This is a genomic window from Paenibacillus sp. sgz302115 (genome assembly GCF_056120445.1).
Map to the genome: position 1 here is coordinate 358,334 of NZ_JBVYOK010000002.1, position 17,961 is coordinate 376,294.

Annotated in this window: 18 protein-coding genes; 12 read left to right on the forward strand and 6 right to left on the reverse strand. The window is 51.9% G+C overall.

The window, feature by feature from the left end:
- Positions 1-52 precede the first annotated feature (52 nt).
- Genes AC0LWN_RS07125 through AC0LWN_RS07135 form a run of 3 tightly spaced genes read left to right on the forward strand, consistent with a single transcriptional unit; the run spans position 53 to position 2,487 of the window.
- Entirely contained in the window at positions 53-526 is a 474-nt protein-coding gene (locus AC0LWN_RS07125; RefSeq protein WP_474663870.1) for a DUF6323 family protein, read from the forward strand.
- Positions 523-1,899, forward strand: a complete 1,377-nt coding sequence (locus tag AC0LWN_RS07130; protein WP_474663871.1) for a DUF6179 domain-containing protein — start codon at positions 523-525, stop codon at positions 1,897-1,899. The genes AC0LWN_RS07125 and AC0LWN_RS07130 overlap by 4 nt, the downstream gene beginning before the upstream one ends.
- 18 nt (positions 1,900-1,917) lie before the next feature.
- Complete coding sequence (locus AC0LWN_RS07135; protein WP_474663872.1) at positions 1,918-2,487, forward strand: AlkZ-related protein; 570 nt, start codon at positions 1,918-1,920, stop codon at positions 2,485-2,487.
- Positions 2,488-2,557: 70 nt separating this feature from the next.
- Here AC0LWN_RS07135 and AC0LWN_RS07140 read toward each other — a convergent pair whose 3' ends face one another.
- Entirely contained in the window at positions 2,558-3,286 is a 729-nt protein-coding gene (locus AC0LWN_RS07140; RefSeq protein WP_474663873.1) for an SDR family oxidoreductase, read from the reverse strand.
- A gap of 196 nt (positions 3,287-3,482) precedes the next feature.
- On the opposite strand from AC0LWN_RS07140, the gene AC0LWN_RS07145 reads away from it, so the two are divergent.
- Positions 3,483-3,827 carry a winged helix-turn-helix transcriptional regulator gene (locus AC0LWN_RS07145; protein WP_474664157.1) on the forward strand — a complete coding sequence of 115 codons (345 nt, stop codon included), beginning with the start codon at positions 3,483-3,485 and terminating at the stop codon, positions 3,825-3,827.
- Positions 3,828-3,878: 51 nt separating this feature from the next.
- On the opposite strand, the gene AC0LWN_RS07150 is transcribed toward AC0LWN_RS07145, so the two are convergent.
- Genes AC0LWN_RS07150 through AC0LWN_RS07170 form a run of 5 tightly spaced genes read right to left on the reverse strand, consistent with a single transcriptional unit; the run spans position 3,879 to position 7,466 of the window.
- Positions 3,879-4,670 (reverse strand): energy-coupling factor transporter transmembrane component T family protein, encoded by a 792-nt coding sequence (locus AC0LWN_RS07150; RefSeq protein WP_474663874.1) that lies wholly within the window; start codon positions 4,668-4,670, stop codon positions 3,879-3,881.
- Between the two features lie 10 nt (positions 4,671-4,680).
- Positions 4,681-5,562, reverse strand: a complete 882-nt coding sequence (locus AC0LWN_RS07155) for an ATP-binding cassette domain-containing protein (protein WP_474663875.1) — start codon at positions 5,560-5,562, stop codon at positions 4,681-4,683.
- Complete coding sequence (locus tag AC0LWN_RS07160) at positions 5,547-6,389, reverse strand: ATP-binding cassette domain-containing protein (protein WP_474663876.1); 843 nt, start codon at positions 6,387-6,389, stop codon at positions 5,547-5,549. The genes AC0LWN_RS07155 and AC0LWN_RS07160 overlap by 16 nt, the downstream gene beginning before the upstream one ends.
- Positions 6,386-6,898: a CD3072 family TudS-related putative desulfidase gene (locus tag AC0LWN_RS07165; RefSeq protein ID WP_474663877.1), complete on the reverse strand. Its 513-nt coding sequence runs from the start codon at positions 6,896-6,898 to the stop codon at positions 6,386-6,388. The genes AC0LWN_RS07160 and AC0LWN_RS07165 overlap by 4 nt, the downstream gene beginning before the upstream one ends.
- Complete coding sequence (locus AC0LWN_RS07170) at positions 6,888-7,466, reverse strand: CD3073 family putative ECF transporter S component (protein WP_474663878.1); 579 nt, start codon at positions 7,464-7,466, stop codon at positions 6,888-6,890. Before AC0LWN_RS07170 ends, AC0LWN_RS07165 begins: the two co-directional genes overlap by 11 nt.
- 380 nt (positions 7,467-7,846) lie before the next feature.
- On the opposite strand from AC0LWN_RS07170, the gene AC0LWN_RS07175 reads away from it, so the two are divergent.
- The 8 genes from AC0LWN_RS07175 to AC0LWN_RS07210 are packed head-to-tail and all read left to right on the forward strand — an operon-like array spanning position 7,847 to position 17,946.
- The gene (locus AC0LWN_RS07175; RefSeq protein ID WP_474663879.1) at positions 7,847-8,572 is read left to right on the forward strand and encodes a FadR/GntR family transcriptional regulator; all 726 of its coding nucleotides are present in this window, start codon (positions 7,847-7,849) and stop codon (positions 8,570-8,572) included.
- Between the two features lie 41 nt (positions 8,573-8,613).
- The gene (locus tag AC0LWN_RS07180; RefSeq protein ID WP_474663880.1) at positions 8,614-10,662 is read left to right on the forward strand and encodes a hydantoinase/oxoprolinase family protein; all 2,049 of its coding nucleotides are present in this window, start codon (positions 8,614-8,616) and stop codon (positions 10,660-10,662) included.
- On the forward strand, positions 10,659-12,632 hold the full coding sequence (locus AC0LWN_RS07185) for a hydantoinase B/oxoprolinase family protein (RefSeq protein ID WP_474663881.1): 1,974 nt from the start codon (positions 10,659-10,661) through the stop codon (positions 12,630-12,632). The genes AC0LWN_RS07180 and AC0LWN_RS07185 overlap by 4 nt, the downstream gene beginning before the upstream one ends.
- A 28-nt stretch (positions 12,633-12,660) precedes the next feature.
- Positions 12,661-13,824, forward strand: a complete 1,164-nt coding sequence (locus AC0LWN_RS07190; protein WP_474663882.1) for an ABC transporter substrate-binding protein — start codon at positions 12,661-12,663, stop codon at positions 13,822-13,824.
- Positions 13,825-13,861: 37 nt separating this feature from the next.
- Entirely contained in the window at positions 13,862-14,989 is a 1,128-nt protein-coding gene (locus AC0LWN_RS07195; RefSeq protein WP_474663883.1) for an ABC transporter ATP-binding protein, read from the forward strand.
- Entirely contained in the window at positions 14,986-15,894 is a 909-nt protein-coding gene (locus tag AC0LWN_RS07200) for an ABC transporter permease (RefSeq protein WP_474663884.1), read from the forward strand. The genes AC0LWN_RS07195 and AC0LWN_RS07200 overlap by 4 nt, the downstream gene beginning before the upstream one ends.
- A gap of 4 nt (positions 15,895-15,898) precedes the next feature.
- Positions 15,899-16,729, forward strand: coding sequence for an ABC transporter permease (locus AC0LWN_RS07205; RefSeq protein ID WP_474663885.1), 831 nt, complete (start codon positions 15,899-15,901; stop codon positions 16,727-16,729).
- Positions 16,730-16,731: 2 nt separating this feature from the next.
- Positions 16,732-17,946, forward strand: a complete 1,215-nt coding sequence (locus tag AC0LWN_RS07210; RefSeq protein WP_474663886.1) for a M24 family metallopeptidase — start codon at positions 16,732-16,734, stop codon at positions 17,944-17,946.
- The last annotated feature ends 15 nt before the right edge of the window (positions 17,947-17,961 follow it).

The window sequence follows — 17,961 nt, forward strand, 5'->3', positions numbered from 1 at the left end:
GCAGTTACGACCAGACCCTATTATGAAAAAAATGAATGGGAGTGAATGCCTCATGTATTTGCCACGTTTGTTCAGCTCTTTGAACGTATCCATGAAGGAGCACTACATGACCGAATTGCTGGAATTGAACGAGAGGACCAGGGCATACGGACTGACTCTGACCCCGCAGGATATTGAGGTGATGATCGCGGCGAGGAACCAGGTCCTGTTAAGCTACGGTCGCGTGGAGCTTGGCATTGAAGTGACCAAGGGACTTATCGAGAGCTTCTCGGAGTCCGCGTTCATCCAGCAGGAGAATTATGCGGATACCCTGAATGAGCTGCATGAGATTTTTTATGTTCTGAAGAGTGAAACGGAAGACAGAATCAGCGATACGAAGCTTCTCTACAGGATGAAGGAATTGTTCGAGGAGGATTGCGAAGGCTCGCTCGACTTGCTCAAAGGCAACCTTGAAGAGGAGGCCGAAGGGTTCAGGAGAGAATTGCTGAAGAACGAGTCGGATTTTGAAGGAGAGGATGACAATTGAGATTGCAGCGGAATCAATATACAGTCTCTTTGATGAACGAAGGCTTGCGGATTGAACTGCTGACGACCCGGGAAGTGCTGCGCATTCAGAGCGGGTTTATGCAGATTTTGCAGGAGCTGATCCGGAAATACACCCGGGGCGAGAGCACTTCAGTTACCACGGAAACAGCGGAAAGCCTGCTGCATTCCATTATATATGCGGCAGATGCCTATCTGTTCAGCTTGGGGGAGGCAAAGCAGGCGATCACGTCTCTCCAGACGATGGATGTCCGTCAAATCTATGAACGGGGCGTAGACAAGGTAAGCCAATGTTTTGAAGAAACAAAGCAGCTCTATAAAGAAATCATGGCCCATAAGCCGGAGGTTCCAATTGATGCATATAACATGACTCTGGATGAGTCTCTGCCTGTCTTTTTCAGAAAATACGGTATCCTCTTCGATGCCCACAATTCAATGGCGAGTATTGATTACCCGCTGGCTGTCGATGATATGCGGTTGCAGGGAGTTTTCTATCTCAGGCAGTATCTGGAGCGGCTGAAGCTGGAGAACGGGTTTTGCGCGATGTTTGATCAAGGGGAGCTGCTTGAATTGCTGGCCTGCTTCGGAAAAGAATGCCGGTTCAACTACCGGATCGAGCTGTTCAATATGTTTGAGCTGGTGCTGAATAATGCGGTATTCTCGGTTTTATCAGGGGGAAAGTCAGACAGCGTCAGAATTTCCGGGAATCAGTTCAAGCGGCTGGAAGAGCAATTCATGAACCTTACTGCGCCGCAAATCAGCGCCGTCATTTCCGGGGCAATGGAAAGGCTTCAGCAAGAACTTCCGATTCAGCAGCAACTTAAGGAGTATATGGACCGATGCCGGGAAAACCTCGTTCAGCGTATAGCAAATGCCGCACAGCATGACAGCTTGCAGGCCGTCATTATTACGGAAAGGGAGATAGAGGCGAAGCCCGGTGTGATCTTCTTCAGCGAAGAAGACAGAATGAGCGATGTAGAGTTAAGAAGACTGCTTCACGAGATTCTGGCCTGCGAAGTGAAGGAGGACAAGATCAGGCTGATTCTGTCGAGCTTCTCTTCCTTTCATGACTTTCTCGATATGCTTGAAGTAGACTGCTTGTACGGGGAAGAATATGATGCCCTCTTCGATGCGTTTGGCGATCTGGAGCTGGCGATTCTGGCGAAAATCGTATTCTATGAAGAGCTGCGCAGCGAGTCTCTGGATTTGGCAGCCATACTGTTATTGGGAAATGAGTACCCCATGGAGTGGCAGATAGAGTTTGTCCGCTGTCTTCAGGGCATGAGCCGGGAGCGGCTGCAGACGGTCTGGAAGGTTATGGGGGAACAGGATTATGAGCAACTGACATTTTATTGATTGGAAAGGAGACCGGGTATGCAGGAAGCTCTAGCATCGGAATTATTGGCTGCTGCATTTGGGCGTTACGGATTGCTTGTTGTTAATGAACATCCTGATCTGCCAAGTGTGATTGGAGCAGGAGGAGACTGGCAAGCTTTAATGGGGCTGCTGGAAGCCCGTCAGGTGTTCTATAGTAAAATCTGCAAAAACAGAGTGACCTATCTGACCAAGGAGCTTTATTTTCATCTGAAGCCTTTTCGCCAGAAGAAGATTTTTACGGAGACCGAGAGAAGAATCTATGATTTTCTGGATGAGTCTGGCGAAGCTGAAAAAGATGAAATTCTCTCTGTTCTTATGCTGAACAAAGCCTCGTACAATGCCGCTATGGACGCATTAACAAAAAGTCTGGATGTTACTGCAACCCGGCCGGGAAGAACGCTGAATCCAACGTGGAGCACTTTAGTCTGGGGGACAAGCCGCCGCTGGGAAGAAGGACTTCGGGAAACCCCCAACTCTTATTCAAAAGAAGAGAGTGTTCATTATATACATGAACGGTTAAGGGGCATTTTGTCCGAAAAACAAATTGCACAAATACTGAAGTCATAGCTCTTGCAGAAGTGTAAAGTAGACTCCTTGAACGGCCGGGCTGTTCAGTCAGAAGCTGTATTTTAGCTGCTTAGCGCAAAATATAGCCGCCATCCGGGAACAGTGTGCTTCCGGTGGTGTAGCTGTTGGTCATCAAATAAATCGCTGTATGCGCAGCTTCATCTGCCTGCCCCACCCTGCGAAGAAGATTCATGTCAGTGTATTCGTCATATGATTTATCTCTGACTGCCTGGGCTGCCCCCTCCCAATTAAAGGAGGTGAGGATCGTGCCAGGTGAGATTACATTTACCCGAACGGGAGCCAATTCTACAGCTAATGCTTTACCCAGACTTTCAATAGCTCCATTGCAGGCAGCATAGGAAGCTCCATCAGCCAGAGGCCGTTGACCAAACGCGCCGGACATCAACACAATCGAGCCACTACGGTTAATAAAGGGAACGGCGTATTTTACAGCGTTATATTGAGGCCAGAACTTGGCATTAAAGCAGCTATGCGCAACTTCAGTACTGGATGTAATTGGACCTCTGACATAAGAGGCACCTGGTGTAAATAAATGATCGAATGCTCCTACACTCTCGAAAAAGGTCTTCAGTTCAAGTTCATTTTGATTATTGAGCGGATAAATTTGGACAGATTCGAAACCAAGGGAGCGCTGAGCCTTATCCAATTTATCCTTTGAACGACCGGCAAGAATGACCTGGGCCCCTTGTTGAACAGCCTGCTTGGCAGTAGCCAGCCCGATTCCTGAGCTTCCTCCAATAATGACGATACGCTGATTGTTTAAGGAAAGAGTAGCCATGATTCGATATCTCCTTTCGTGTTGAGGTTGGTCATCCTATTATCAGGGGAGTCTTGATGATTTGACCAGTACGCAGTTTGTTCGTACTAAGTCCGAAATTTCGTACCATCAAACGGGATAAGGCGTGAACTGCACCAACGTGCAAAGGATAAGATTAATAGGTAAAATGAGGTCAGGGGGGATACAGGTGATGCTTATGGATTTTAGAGAGCCAAGGCTTACAGGGGTTCTTGTAACGCTGCAAATGATCGGCGGGAAGTGGAAGCCGCTAATATTATTTATATTGCTGATTGACGGAACGAAAAGATTTGGTGAACTAAAGCGTCTTATACCGGATGTTTCACAGGGGACGCTGGCGAAGCAGTTACGCGAATTGGAGGAGGACCAGCTCATTAACCGTGTTGTCTTTCAGGAAATACCTCCCAAAGTGGAGTACAGCATTTCAGAGCATGGTAAAACACTGACTGCCGTTTTGGATAGCATGTGTGGCTGGGGCAGGCAGCATCTGGATTATCAAAAAGAACGGGAAAACTCCATTTAACCCGGAAAGAGCGGATTTCCAGTTGACCTGGACCCGCTCTTTCTTTGTCTGCTACCAAACGACCAGAAATAATAAATTACATACTGCAAGGGTGAAAACTGCATAATCACTGAAGCGAAAACGGTAAAGGCGGATCGGAGTTCTTCCTTCATCCCCTTGGTAGCAGCGGGATTCCATCGCTACGGCCAATTCCTTGGCTCTAAGAATGGACATCACAAATAGCGGCATTAACATGGGCAGTACTCCGCCGATTCTGGAGGCTATGCCTTTGCGGTGAAAACCGCCTCCCCGGGCAAGCTGAGCTTTGCGGATTTTATCAAATTCTTCAATGAGAATAGGGAGGAACCGTAGTGCGATAGAGAACATCAGCACCGCTTCGTGTACGGGCAAACGCCATTTTTTTAGTGGATTCAACAGAATTTCCATGCCCTCGGCTAAAATAACCGGTGAGGTTGTCCGCACCAGCAGCGACAGCAGCAGGACAATGCCTGCAATCTGTTCACACATCATCACTCCGTTAATCAGACCTTGGAGAGAGAAACGAAGCCAGCCCCAGGTAATTAATTCTTCGCCAGGAACAGATAAAAGAATGGCCTGATAGATCATTGTTGAGGCGAAAAAAAGCGTCAATGATAATAGAGTGAATGCAAGTACACGCCAGGACAGCTTGGCTACACCCCACAGAATCACCAAAACTAGCAGTTGTGCTGTTTTTATCTCCGGGCTATGGGTTAGAAGCATAGCTGCACCGAAGAATAGCACAACCAGAATTTTCATGCGCGGGTCCCAGCGTTCCAGCCACGAGTTCCGTTTTTGATACAGTAAAAAACTATTGCCGGACATATATTTTCCCTCATTTGTAGTTAACTAGTGTATGTTGTTCCTGCCAGCGGGCAATGATCGCATTAGCTGCTTCCTTGTAAGAAAGCGGCTTGGCCCCTTGAACGGCACCAAGCTCCCGCAGCAGCCGGTTTACGACAAGAGCCGGAGGCTCCTCCCATCCAAAAGACTCAAGGAGCTGAGACCGCGACAGCAATTCAGATGGCGCTCCGTCTGCCAGAAACCGCCCATCCTTAAGCGTAATCAACCGTGAAGCATGCTCCAGAATTTCATCAAGCTGATGGCTCACCCACATGATTGTTATCCCGCGTTCCCGGTTCAGCTTGTGCAGCAGTTCGAAGAGGGCGGTGCGGGACTGCAAATCTAACCCGGCAGTCGGTTCATCAAGGATTAGAACATCCGGTTCCAGTACAACGACTCCTGCAATGGCAACCCGCCGTTTTTCTCCGCCGCTCAGCTCAAAGGGACTGCGATCCTTGAACGCTTCGTAATTCAACTGGACGGATTCCATCGCCGCGCGTATTCTAGTCTCTTGAACTTCTGCTGGAAGCTTCGCGCTCTTAAGACCGAAGGCAATATCGTCGAAGACTGTAGTCGAGAAGAGCTGATGTTCCGGATACTGAAAAATAAACCCGATCCTGTCAAACAGCTCCGGCTGCTTCGAAGCATAGGGGTCAATGCCATCCAAAAGAACCGTGCCCTCCGAAGGGGAGAGGAAGCCCTTTAGCAGTTGGAGAAAGGTCGATTTGCCGGAGCCGGATTTACCGGCGATTGCCAGAAGCTCACCGCTCTCAATGCTAAGCTGAAGCTTCTCAAGCACCAGCGGGCCGGCTAATGGCTTGTTCTTGCGGCGTTTGCTGTAGGAAAAAGAAACATCATTTAGTTGGATCTGCATAATAGCCCTCGCAATTCCTGTTCATTGGTTACAGAGGATACAGGGATACCCTCCTTCCGTAAGATTCCGGCAAGCGCATGGTAGTAAGGCAGCTCCAGCCCGCATTCATGCAAAAGCTGGGTTTCCTTCTCCAATTCTGCAGGTGCTCCAGTTGTAACGATTTCGCCCTCCCGGAACAGCACCCAGCGGTTGGCTTCGATTACTTCCTCCAAATGATGCGTAATATAGATCAGCGTAAAGGGGAATTTCTCTCTTACCTGATGCAGAGTCTCTACGAACTGGCGTCTGGCAACCGGGTCCAGCATAGAGGTGGCTTCATCAAGGATGAGATAGCGGGGGGCGAGCGCTAATACGGAGGCTAGTGCAAGCTTTTGTTTTTCCCCGCCTGACAGCTGGGTGACTGGCCGTTCTTCGTCAGCTTCTAAACCAACGAGGCGGATAGCCCAGGTAATCCGGTTCTGTATATCGTTTTGCGGCCAGCCAATGTTGGACAGTCCAAAAGCGATATCCTCACCTACAGTGATCCCGACCTGCTGATTCTCCGGATTCTGAAACACGATTTGTACAGCTCGCCGGATAGCAGGAATAGAGCTGATCTCACTTGTGGGATGCCCTTCAACAGACACCTTTCCTTCGGTCGGAAGCTCTATTCCATTGAGCAAACGCGATAGTGAAGATTTGCCCGAGCCATTGCGTCCCAGAAAAGCTATAAATTCACCGGGAAGGAGCTCAAGGGTAATATTGGACAATGCCGGCTGTTGGCCGGCATTGTCTGTTTTTTCATCAGGTTCATTATAGTGAAAGGTCACGTCAGAAATATTAATCATGAAGTTATCTCTCCCTTGGGAAGATTCGCGGGACCAATCGGGCCGTACACACTTTTAGAGTCAGCAGGATCAAAGTTTCCGTCTGCGGTATTGGGAATTTGCCAGAAAAAATCAATGGTTACGCCTTCCTCAGCAGCGAGCTTCAAGAAATCACGGATGAACACCCCTTTGCCCGGATCGCAGGAGGGACTGCCTGAGATTCCGAGACCGCCTACGATAGAATAGCCGTGATCCTGATAGGTCTTCAATTGTTCTATGACGGGAAGCAGTATTTTACGGTTATGAGTGGTAAACTCCGGTGTATCATATTCCTCTACAGTCATCGGAGGACGTTCGGGCCCAAGAAAGGTGAATTCAGGGCAAGGCAGTTGAAACAGCCCATATCCCTGCTCGTAGCTCCAATCGACGGCCGCTTTCATTACGCCTGGACTACGAGCCTCACCTTCCACTACAGCATTCTGATTAATGACGCAGTGGGAGGCCACGATAATTTTTTTGCTACGCTGCATGAGATTCCTTCTTATTGATTGATGGACGTTTGATCAGGGATTGCGGCAGGTTTTTGACGATATAGTATACAAGCAGAGTGGATAAAGTTTTATCAATTAGATTCTCCCCAAGGCGCGGCAGGAAGGCGGCTGCGAACAGGCTGGTTCCTGCTTGCTTGAGCCATAATACGGCAACGTCCTGGACACCGCCGGTTAAGCCGCCGAACAGCCCTATGGCGATGACCGATCCAACTGCAGGGCAGAGAATACCAAGGATAATTCCGGAGAGAAGGGCGGTGGAGAAGCGGAGGCCGTTCTTACGGGCAGCATAACCGACGACCAAACCAACAATGATATTCACAAGAGCAAAAGGAATTGCGGTGTAACCCGAGGTAACGCCAAGCACCAGGTTGGTCAGAAGGCCGACTAGAGCTCCCCAAAGCGGGCCAAAAATAGCAGCGATGAATATGGTGCCTACTGTATCAAGAAAAAGGAAAGGGATTTTTAAATTACTGACAACTGTACCTGCAATAACATTAATGGCAATGGCGAGTGCTCCCAGTGTAATGATGAGCGTTTTTCGATTCACGATGGTGTTCCTCCTAAGGATTCATAATTTGTGATAGTCTGCTGAATGAAGCGTTCAACTGAAAAATATGAATCCGACTCCCCCTTTGTACATAACGAGCGATCACAAATAGAGCCTTTTATAGTTCCATGTGAATGCTACAGACGAATAAATAATAACCATAGTAATTACATTGGAATTATTGTTTATTATTGTAGCTGCATTTTGTTAGAAGTCAATAGCTTAAATATTCTTTTTTCATTTTCAAATTGTTGGTAGATAATCAATTCAGACTAAATTGGTGAGAATACTTGATTTTGGAGAGGTCGGCTATTATAATTCAGTTAATCATCAATGAGTAACAACGAAATCAAGGCATTTTTGTTGGAGGGATGAAGGAGATGGCGCTAGAGCATCCATTACAGCTGGATCTCGAATTATTACAGGAACTCCTGCAAGCAGATTCACCTGTTGGGGCTAGCACGCTGGTGTACACGCTGGGTAAGAAATACAATCTGAGCCAGGCGACAATAGGACGAAAGCTTATGGAATTTGATGTGGAGGGTCTTACGGTGCTGGAAGGCCGTAAAGGCCGAATCCTGACGGCAAAAGGAAAGGAGCATGTTGCTTATCTGGAAAAGGAGCTGCTGCAGAAGAATGTAAATTCACGGCTGCTGCAGGTGCTTAATCATGCCGGAGAGTCAGCGCTTCTTGATGTGCTGATTGCCCGGCGGGCGCTCGAAAGGGAAATTGCCTCACTGGCTGCTGAACGGGCATCGAAGGAGGATATAAAGCTGATGGAGGAATCCATCAAGCTCCAGCTCGAGATATTGTCCCGTGGTGAGATTCCTTATGAGGAGGACCGGAATTTTCACAAGCTGCTGGCGCTGGCAGCACGTAATCAGGTGCTGCTTCATGCGGTGGAGCTGGTATGGCAGACCAGCCGTGATTTTATCGAAACAGCCTTTATCCGGCGAACGGTTGGGAGTGTGCTTGTCGTGGATCATCAGCGTATTCTGGAGGCGGTGTCCAGCGGTTCTGCGGAGAAGGCGGAGGCCGAAATGGTTAACCACATCAATCAAATGATTGAAGATGTGAAGCGTTATTTTGCCATGCAGAAGGAATAGAAGCAAATATAAAATACGTCTGAAGAAGGGGGAGGAGCAGGGTGGACGCCATCTATCGGTTAGGAATTGACATCGGAGGAACCTTTACGGATGCCATCGTTACGGATCAACAGGGACACCTGGTAGCCACGCTAAAAACCCCCTCCGTTGCTGAAGCGCCCGAACAAGCGATCTTTCAAGCCTTGGAGCAGTTAAAGTCCGATTCCGTGGATACCAGCCGAATTCAAATGTTTGTCCATGGGACAACCCTGGGGGTGAACACACTGATTGAGCGGAACGGAGCAGTAACCGGGCTGATCGTTACCGAAGGTTTTCGGGATATTCTGGAAATCCGCCGCTTGCGGCTGGAGAATACCACCAATCTTTATGGAGACAAGGTGCTGCCGCTTGTCCCGCGCTATCTCGTTAAAGAAATTGATGAGCGTCTTCTGGCAAACGGGAGCATCTATAAACCGCTCAATGAAGAACAGCTGCTGCAGGCTGTGGAGGAGCTGGTGCTGGTAGGGGTAACGGCGCTGGCGGTCAGCTTCCTGCACGCATATGCCAATCCGGAGCATGAGCAGCTGGCGGAGCGGCTAATCCGCAGGCATTATCCCGATTTATTCGTCTGCACAAGCAGCGGAATCTGGCCGCAGCAGCGTGAGTATGAGCGTACACTGGCGACTGTGATGAATGCCTATGTAGGAGAACGAATGGGCTCGTATTTCGAACGGCTGGAAGCGGGGATCGGAGAGTATGGCGTGACGGCGAATATCCTTTCCACCATGTCAAACGGCGGGGTAATGACTGCAGCGAGAGCTGCGGTGGAGCCGGTCAAGACACTTCTGTCAGGACCAGCATCCGGTGTGATCGGTGCCACCTATATCGCGGAGCAGGCTGGAATCAGCCAGGTGGTCACCTTTGATATGGGCGGGACCAGTGTGGATGTTGCTTTAATTGACAAGGCCCCTGTGTATTCGACTGAAAACCAGGTGGGTGATTTTCCTATTATCATTCCCGCAGTTGATGTTACCGCTATAGGCGCAGGCGGCGGATCAATCGCCTGGGTCGATTCGGTCGGAGTGCTCAAGGTGGGTCCGCGCAGCGCGGGGGCCCAGCCGGGTCCGGCGTGCTACAACCGGGGAGGGAAGCAGGCAACGGTCACGGATGCCTATCTGCATCTTGGTATCCTGCAGGCTGACCGGTTCCTCGGAGGAAACATGCGGCTCTATCCTGAACTGGCGGAACAGGCGCTTAAGGAGCTGGGGGCGGAGCTCGGACTCAGCTCAAGGCAGACGGCCCAGGCGATTCTTGATGTTGCTACGGCTAACATGTATGCACAGTTTTCTCCGCTAATGGCACGCAAGGGTGTGGACCCGCGTGATTTCACCTTGCTTGCGTACGGCGGCGCTGGACCCATGCATGCTTTTCTGATGGCCAGGGAGGTAGGAATTCGAAAAGTGCTGATTCCCGCTTCTCCGGGAACTCTGTGTGCAATGGGCTGTATTGTTGCCGATTTACGTAATGATTTTGTCCATACGCTGAATAAAAGCGCTGATGAGCTGAACAGGGATGAACTACACACTGTGTTCGCTGCACTGGAGAATCAAGGCAAACGCTGGATAGAAAAAGAAGCCCGGGGAACGGTGAGGCTGGAGCGGGTTCAATTGCTCTTTAGTGCCGATATGCGATATGAAGGACAGGCTTTTGACCTGGAGGTCTCCTTAACCGGTCTGGAATTCAGCGATGCTGAAGCTGCCAAGCTTAAGTTCCACCATCAGTATGAGGCGGTCTTCGGTATCAGCCAGCCCGAGGCGGAAGTGATGTTCGTTAATTTGAGGGCTACAGTCATCGGGATTACCCCGAAAATAAATGCGGTGAGCAGAACTTTACCCAACAAACCCTGGGACGGCTTGGCCGAAACCCGCTGGATTGTGTTTGACGGCACTCAGCAATCCGCCAGGGTAATGGGGCGGGGCCAGCTGAGCATGGGAACCTTTATATCTGGACCCGTAATTATTGAGGAATACGATACAACGGTGTTCGTTCCTTCAGGTTATTCCGTCACACGGGACAAGAGCGGCAATATCGTTGGGGAGGCTGAGTCATGAGCATGGATAAAGTCTTCCTGGAAATTTTCAATAACCGCGTACAAGCGATTGTGGAAGAAATGGCCAATGTAGTGCTGAGAACGGGCTTTACAGCTTTTGTCAAAGAGACCGGTGATTTCGGAACCTATCTGCTCTCGCCTGCCGGCGAAACCTTTGGTTCGCCTCTGGATACCGGATATAATCTCTCACTGGGAATCCCGGCTTCGGCCACACTTGAGGCTATCGGGGATTGGCAGGAGGGGGATATTGCAATCTGCAATGACCCGTATACTACGGGAGGCATGGTTACCCATCTGCCGGACATTCACTTGATTAAGCCCTATTTCCATGATGGACGGATCATAGCCTTTGGGATGTGTTTTGTCCACTCTTCGGATGTTGGCGGGAAGGTTCCTGGAAGTGTATCTCCCACAGCGTACGACATCCATATGGAAGGCATTCGCATCGCTCCGGTCAAGCTCTACAATGCAGGCAGGCTGAACGGCCAGATATTGCGGCTGCTGCTGGATAACAGCCGTATTCCGGAGCAGAATCAGGGCGACCTTAATGCACTCATCGCTGCGTTGAACCGCGGCGAGAGCAGGCTGCAGGAGCTGATTGCCAGATACGGTGCGGCTCAGGTGGAGCAGGGCATCGTCAATCTGCTTGAATATGCCGAACTGAAGGGCAGAGCGATTGTCAGTGACATTCCCGACGGCGCTTATGATTTCTGGGACTATCTGGAGGAAGGTCCGGGGGGTTACCCAATCCGCTTGCGCTGCCGGATGACGGTTGCGGGTGACAACATCCATCTCGACTTCGAGGGGACGGACCCGCAGGTCAGAGCTTCATTTAATATTCCGACCCACAATCAGCAGGGGCATTATATGCTGGTGCCGGCGCTGATCCGCTATTTCCGGACGATTGATCCCACGATTCCATGGAACTCGGGAATGATCCGTATGGTCAGCAATCATGCGCCTGCCGCCACGATCCTTAATCCTGAGCCGCTGGCTGCTGTTGGTGCGCGGGCGGCAACCTTTATCCGGGTGATGGATGTGATAACCGGGGCGCTTAGCAAGGCGCAGAGCGATAAGCTGCCCGCAGCCGGAGCTGGCCAGGCCTGCATTGTGATGCTATCCATGACGGACCCGCTAAGCGGGAAGAAGAAGGTAGGGGTCATTCAGCCCATCTGCGGCGGATCGGGAGCAAGGCCCATGAAGGACGGAATTGATGGCATGGATTTCGCTGTCGGCCATCTGCGGAATATTCCCGCCGAAACAGTTGAGGCCGAGATGCCAATTCTGATTGACCGTTATTCGCTGAGAACGGATTCGGCGGGGCCGGGCAAATATCGGGGCGGGAGCGGAATTGATCTCCGGGTGAAAATTCTCAGCCCCGATACAGTGATGACAGCGCGGAACATGGAAAGAATGCAGTTACAGCCTTGGGGGCGTCTCGGAGGTGGGGTGGGCCAGCATGGCAGGGCCATTCTGAATGCCGGGCAGGCCGGAGAGAAGGAGCTGGGCCGCATCGACGAATTACTGCTGCAGCCCGGAGATACTGTAACATTCCTCTCACAAGGTGGCGGAGGCTATGGAGATCCGTATGCCCGGGAAATCGGAGAGGTGCGTATGGATGTCCGCAGCGGCCTGCTTTCGGAGCAGAAAGCCTCCGAAGCCTATGGCGTAGCTTTCAAGGATTCTGCTGTAGATGAAGAGTCAACCCTGCGTTTGCGAGCTGCACTTGCCAGGAAGCAGGAAGCTTTCAGCTTCGGCGAAGCCAGAGAGCGGTTTGAGCGCGTATGGACGGATGAGCTACTGAGTGCCGTGGGGCAGGCGCTGCGGAAATATCCGCTTGCCCTGCGTGATTATCTGAAGCGGCAGACGATGTCTGCCGCCGAACAGGCTCTTCAGTCCGGAAAAGCTGTTCAACCTGCGGGAATCCCCGCTCTGATGGAAGACGTGCGTGGTCGGATTGGATTAAACTAACTCTATTTTATATAAGGGAGTGTCAACAATGACTTTTACTAATCACAAACGTTCTTTTAATCTGCTTGCTCTTACAGCGGCTTCAATGGTTCTTCTGTCTGCCTGCGGTGGAGGAAATACTGTCAATAATTCAACTGCGTCTCCAACTAATAATACAAATGCGGCTGCAAGCCAACCGGGTGATGCGGGTGAGAATGAGAAGGTCAAGCTGACCATGTTCATCTGGGCGGGCTCCAATCAGGATGTTGTGCCGAAAGAGGTCGTGGCGAAATATGTTAAAGCCCACCCGAACGTCGAAGTTACGTTTGAAGAATCCTCCAATTCGGTCATGTATCCGAAGATGGTTGCAGGCAAACAGGCGGACCCCAACAATCCGGTGGTCAACTTCGGTTATTTCAATGCGGATGCCAGTGCCAAAGGAATCAACGATGATATGTGGGAGCCGCTCGATCCGTCTATTGTAACTAATCTCAAGGACATCCCCGAGTCGTACCATACTGCGGACAACAAAGGTATTGTCTGGGGAGTATCCAGCTTTGCACTGGTCTATAACAAGGATCTGGTCAAAACGCCGCCGACCAGCTGGAACGATCTCTGGAGCAGTGAGGAGTTCAAAGGCAAGACAGCGCTGTGGGACTACATGTTCTATTCGTACATCTCTCCACTGATTGCAGTCAAGGGCAAAGAGCTGGGGGCAACCTATGAAAATCCGGAACCTGCCTTCAAGTTCTGGGCGGAGCACAGTGATCAGATTGGCACGCTGGTTACCTCTAATGATCAATTGAAGGGACTGCTTGAATCCGGTGATGCGCTTATTGCCCCATTCTCCGCACAGGTGGCGCAGACATGGATTGACGGCGGTTCACCGCTTGCCGTGGCTTATCCATCTGAAGGTGCGATCTCGTTCCCGTATTCCCTGCAGATTGTTAAGGGCTCAACTCCGGCACAGCAAAAGGTAGCTAACGAAATCATTAATGAGCTGCTCAGCGCGGATGCACTCTCCCGTTATGCTGAGGCTACGGGCACACCGGTCACCAGTACGGCGGCTGCTATTCCTGACAAATACAAAGACGATCCATCCTTCTCGGTTGAGGTGCAGAGCAAAGGCATCAATCCAAATTGGGGCGCATTGGCCAAAGGAAGCTCCGACTGGAAGGAGCTTTGGGACCGCATCGTGAAGACCAAGCTGTAAATCATTCAATGAAGCAATCAGGAAGGAGGGCAGCACCATGAGCGACATTCAGGAGTCAACAGCAATTGAAACGCGGGCTGCTGTAAAACGCTATGCAGGCCAGACTGCGGTTGACAAGGTCTCCCTGCAGGTGAAACGCGGTGAATTTGTCTCCCTGCTGGGGCCAAGCGGCTGTGGCAAAACCACCCTGCTCCGGCTTCTGGGCGGACTGGAGCACCCGGATGAGGGCGCCGTGCTGTTGTCCGGCAAGGATGTTACCGGTATTCCGGCCTATGGACGGAATACCAACATGATCTTTCAGCAGCTCGCACTGTTTCCCCACATGGATGTCTATAACAACATTGCATACGGGCTGAAGGTGCAAAGAATGGGCAAGGCGGAGATCAAGCGCCGTGTGAATGAGATTCTGGAGCTTGTGCAGCTCGGCGATTACAGCCGCCGCGCTATTTCACAGCTCTCCGGCGGGCAGGCGCAGCGCGTGGCAATCGCACGCGCACTGGTGAACCGGCCGGAGGTGCTGCTGCTGGATGAACCGCTGTCCGCGCTGGACATGCAGCTGCGGCTGGATATGCAGCGGGAGCTGAAACGGATTCAGCGGGAATTCGGTGGAACCTTTATCTTTGTGACTCATGATCAAAGTGAAGCGATGAATATGTCTGACCGGATCGGAGTGATGCGGGCGGGACGGCTGCTTCAATACGGAACGCCCGCCGAAATCTACGAGCGTCCGGCAGACAGCTTTGTGGCTAAATTCATCGGCGACACCAATCTTCTCCCGGCAAGCGTAGAGGGCCATGATGGCAGCGGTCTTGTGGTGGACAGCTCCGGCTTGAAGCTCACCGCAAGCAGCCCCGGGGACAACCGAGATATACAGCAGGGTGCTAAGGGCCTGCTGTCCATACGGTACGAATATATTAGAGTAGGCCAAGCCGCCGAAGCCTGCAAGAACAGGCTGGCAGGCAAGGTGTTGGACAGCATCTACGGAGGCGCGAGCACCCGCTATACACTTGATATTGAAGGGCGCTTGAAACTGCAGGTTACTGTGCTGCATCAGCCGGGGGACCTCCGTTATACACCGGGAGAAGTGCTGCAGCTAGGCTTTAATCCAGAAGACGTGCTGTTCTTTGAGGATGCTGTACCCGGCAGCGGTGGAGAGGACATATGAACCGGAAGCCGAGCCGTTTCGTAGAATTGCTGTCCTCCAGGCAGCTTTCCTGGGCAGCCCAGTTGCTGCTGCTCTTGCCAGCCCTGCTGCTTATGGGAATTATCTATCTTGGTGGATTGTTGATTTTTGGCCGGTACAGCTTTGATCTGTACGAGCACGGCAGTCTTATGAGGGCTTGGAGCTGGGAGGCGTTCCGGACGTTTCTGACCGATCCCTACTACTGGACTCTGATCGGCACAACCTTCCGAATTTCGGTCAAGGTTACTTGCTGGAGCCTTCTTCTGGCTTATCCGCTGGCGTATTGCATTGCCGGATTGCGTAGTAGGGGCCTGAGGCAGGCCATGCTGCTGCTGACCTTTCTCCCGCTGCTGGTCAGCGCTGTTGTCCGCTCGTATGGCTGGCTGCTGCTGCTCTCCCGCCAGGGCTTGATGAACTGGCTGTTCATCAAGCTGGGAATCACAGACAGCGGCTTCGAAATGATGCATAACGAGACCGGAGTAGTTGTGGCTCTGGTACATATCTTCCTGCCGTTCATGGTCTTCCCGCTGCTGAATGTGCTGTCGCAAAGCGATGGTTCGCTGAAGGCTGCCGCCCATGATCTGGGAGCGGGCAAATGGCGTACCTTCTTCACGATTACGCTGCCTTTGTCCGCGCGGGGAATTGCCAGCGGCGTGCAGATTGTATTCACGCTCTGTCTTACAGCCTTCACCACTCCTCAGCTCATCGGGGGCGGGCGGGTGATGACCCTGCCCGTATTCATTTACCAGCGCACGCTGGATACGAACTGGCCGATGGCAGCGGTGGCGAGCATCTTTCTGTTCGCTTCTTCAATTGCGGTCTCGCTGCTGGTCAACAAGTCTGCGGAATGGCTGATGTTCCGGCGGACTTCGACGGGAGGGCGCTGACAAGATGAAAACAAGCCGTAATTTCAAATGGCTGCTGTATGCCGCCGCCGCCATTGTCTGCCTTTATCTGCTCTCCCCGCTGCTGCTGATTGGACTCACCTCCATCAGCGAGGGAAGCACCAGCAAGTTCCCGCCGGAGGGGCTTACACTGAAGTGGTATCAGAATCTTGGGGGGCAGTCCCAGTTTCTGGAGGCCTTCCGCAATAGCATGATCGCTTCATTCGGCGCTACTCTGCTGGCTTTGATTGCCGGAACGTTATCCGCGCTGGCAATTGTACAGTATTCCTTCCCAGGCAGGGGTCTGTTGCGCGCGTTCTTCATGTCTCCCATGGTCATTCCCAAAATTACGCTGGGGGTAGCCTATCTGATCCTTTTCTCAAAAATGCATATTGCGGGCGGGCTGTTCGCGCTTATTCTGGGTGAAGCGGTCATTATCTTTCCGTTCGTTTTATCCATTGTCGGTGGTGCGCTGGCCAGCCTAAGTCCGGTTCACCGGGAGGCTGCGGCGGATCTGGGAGCCAGTCCGCTGCGGATTTTTTTCACAGTGACCCTGCCGCAGCTGCGGCTCTCTCTGCTGCTTGCGGGCTCGATTTCATTCGTATTCACCTTCGACCAGGTGGAGACAGCGCTGCTTATCCTGCGGCAGGGAAGCTATACATTGCCGATACAGTTGTTCCTGTATATGGAGAAATGGCAGGACCCGACTATTGCCGTTGTCTCCGTAGTGCTGATTGCTTTTGCGCTGACCCTGTTCTTTGTAATGAAGCTGATTCTGCGCTCGGTTCCTGGCGTAGAGGCGCTTCTTGGCCATAAACCGAAAAAAGGGAGGAATTGAACATGAATTCGCCTATCCCAAGTCCGGCTCCGGCAGCCAACCGTGAGCGGGCTGCTGAGATCATGGCGGCGTCTGGACTGGCCGCATTGATTGCCACTACACCGGAGAATGTGACGTATACCCTGGGCTCCCCGCTGCGGGCCAGCAACTGGACCATGCAGATTTATGCTGTGCTGCCGAAGGACCCTTCGGCCCGCCCCTGCGTAATTATTCCGACCAACCGGCTTGGCGTTGTAGCCCAAATGGGGATTACTGGTGTGGATTTATATGTGTACAGCGACTTTTTTGTTGAGGGCTCGATTGAAGGTAAGGTATCCACGCCGGATATCGACCTGTTTTATTCCCTAATGCAAAGCACGAAAAGCTATGCCGGCCCCATTGAAGCGCTTGAAGCGGCACTCAGTGATCTATGCATCAAGGGCCAGCCCCTTGGAGTGGACGAGATGCGTATCGCTCCTGAGCTGCACCGGAAGCTGGAAGCGGGTCTTCCAAGCGGAAAATCGGTTCCGGCCTACAAGCTGTTCCGCGAGATCCGACAGATCAAGACGCCGCTGGAGATAGAGCGTCTGCGACGCGCGGCGGTACTGAATGAGCAGGCTGAACGCGAATTGATCGGGCTGATTGCGGCCGGTGTCCATGAAGCAGAACTAGCCGAACATTACCGGCTGACGGTGATGAAGGGCGGAGCAGCTCCGGCAATGACGGCGGTTGGCGCAGGTCCGCGAAGTGCCTTGCCGCTCATCGAGAACTATTTCCGTGTGATCGAATACGGGGATCAGGTCCGCTTCGACCTGTGCCTCCATCTAGACGGATACTGGGGAGACACAGGAAGAACTGCCGTGCTGGGCGAAGCCACACCGTGGCAGCAGCGGCATTTTCAGGCGGTTAAGCATGGCTGGGAAGAGGCGCTGGATCATGTGCGTCCGGGAATCAAGGCATCAGAGATCTTCCAGGCAGCAGTAACCCGGGTGCAGAAGGAAGGCATTCCGCATTACAGACGACAGCATGTGGGCCATGCGATCGGGCTTGAGCTGTATGACGATATCACCTTGTCTCCAGGGGACCACAGGGAGCTGAAAGCCGGTATGGTATTTTGTGTAGAGGTGCCTTATTATGAGCTCGGGGCGGGCGGCTTTCAGATCGAGGATACGGTTGTTGTGACAGAGAACGGCTTCGAATTCTTAACACACATGGAACGCAAGCTGTTCCTGCAATAAAATCAGGAGGGTTCC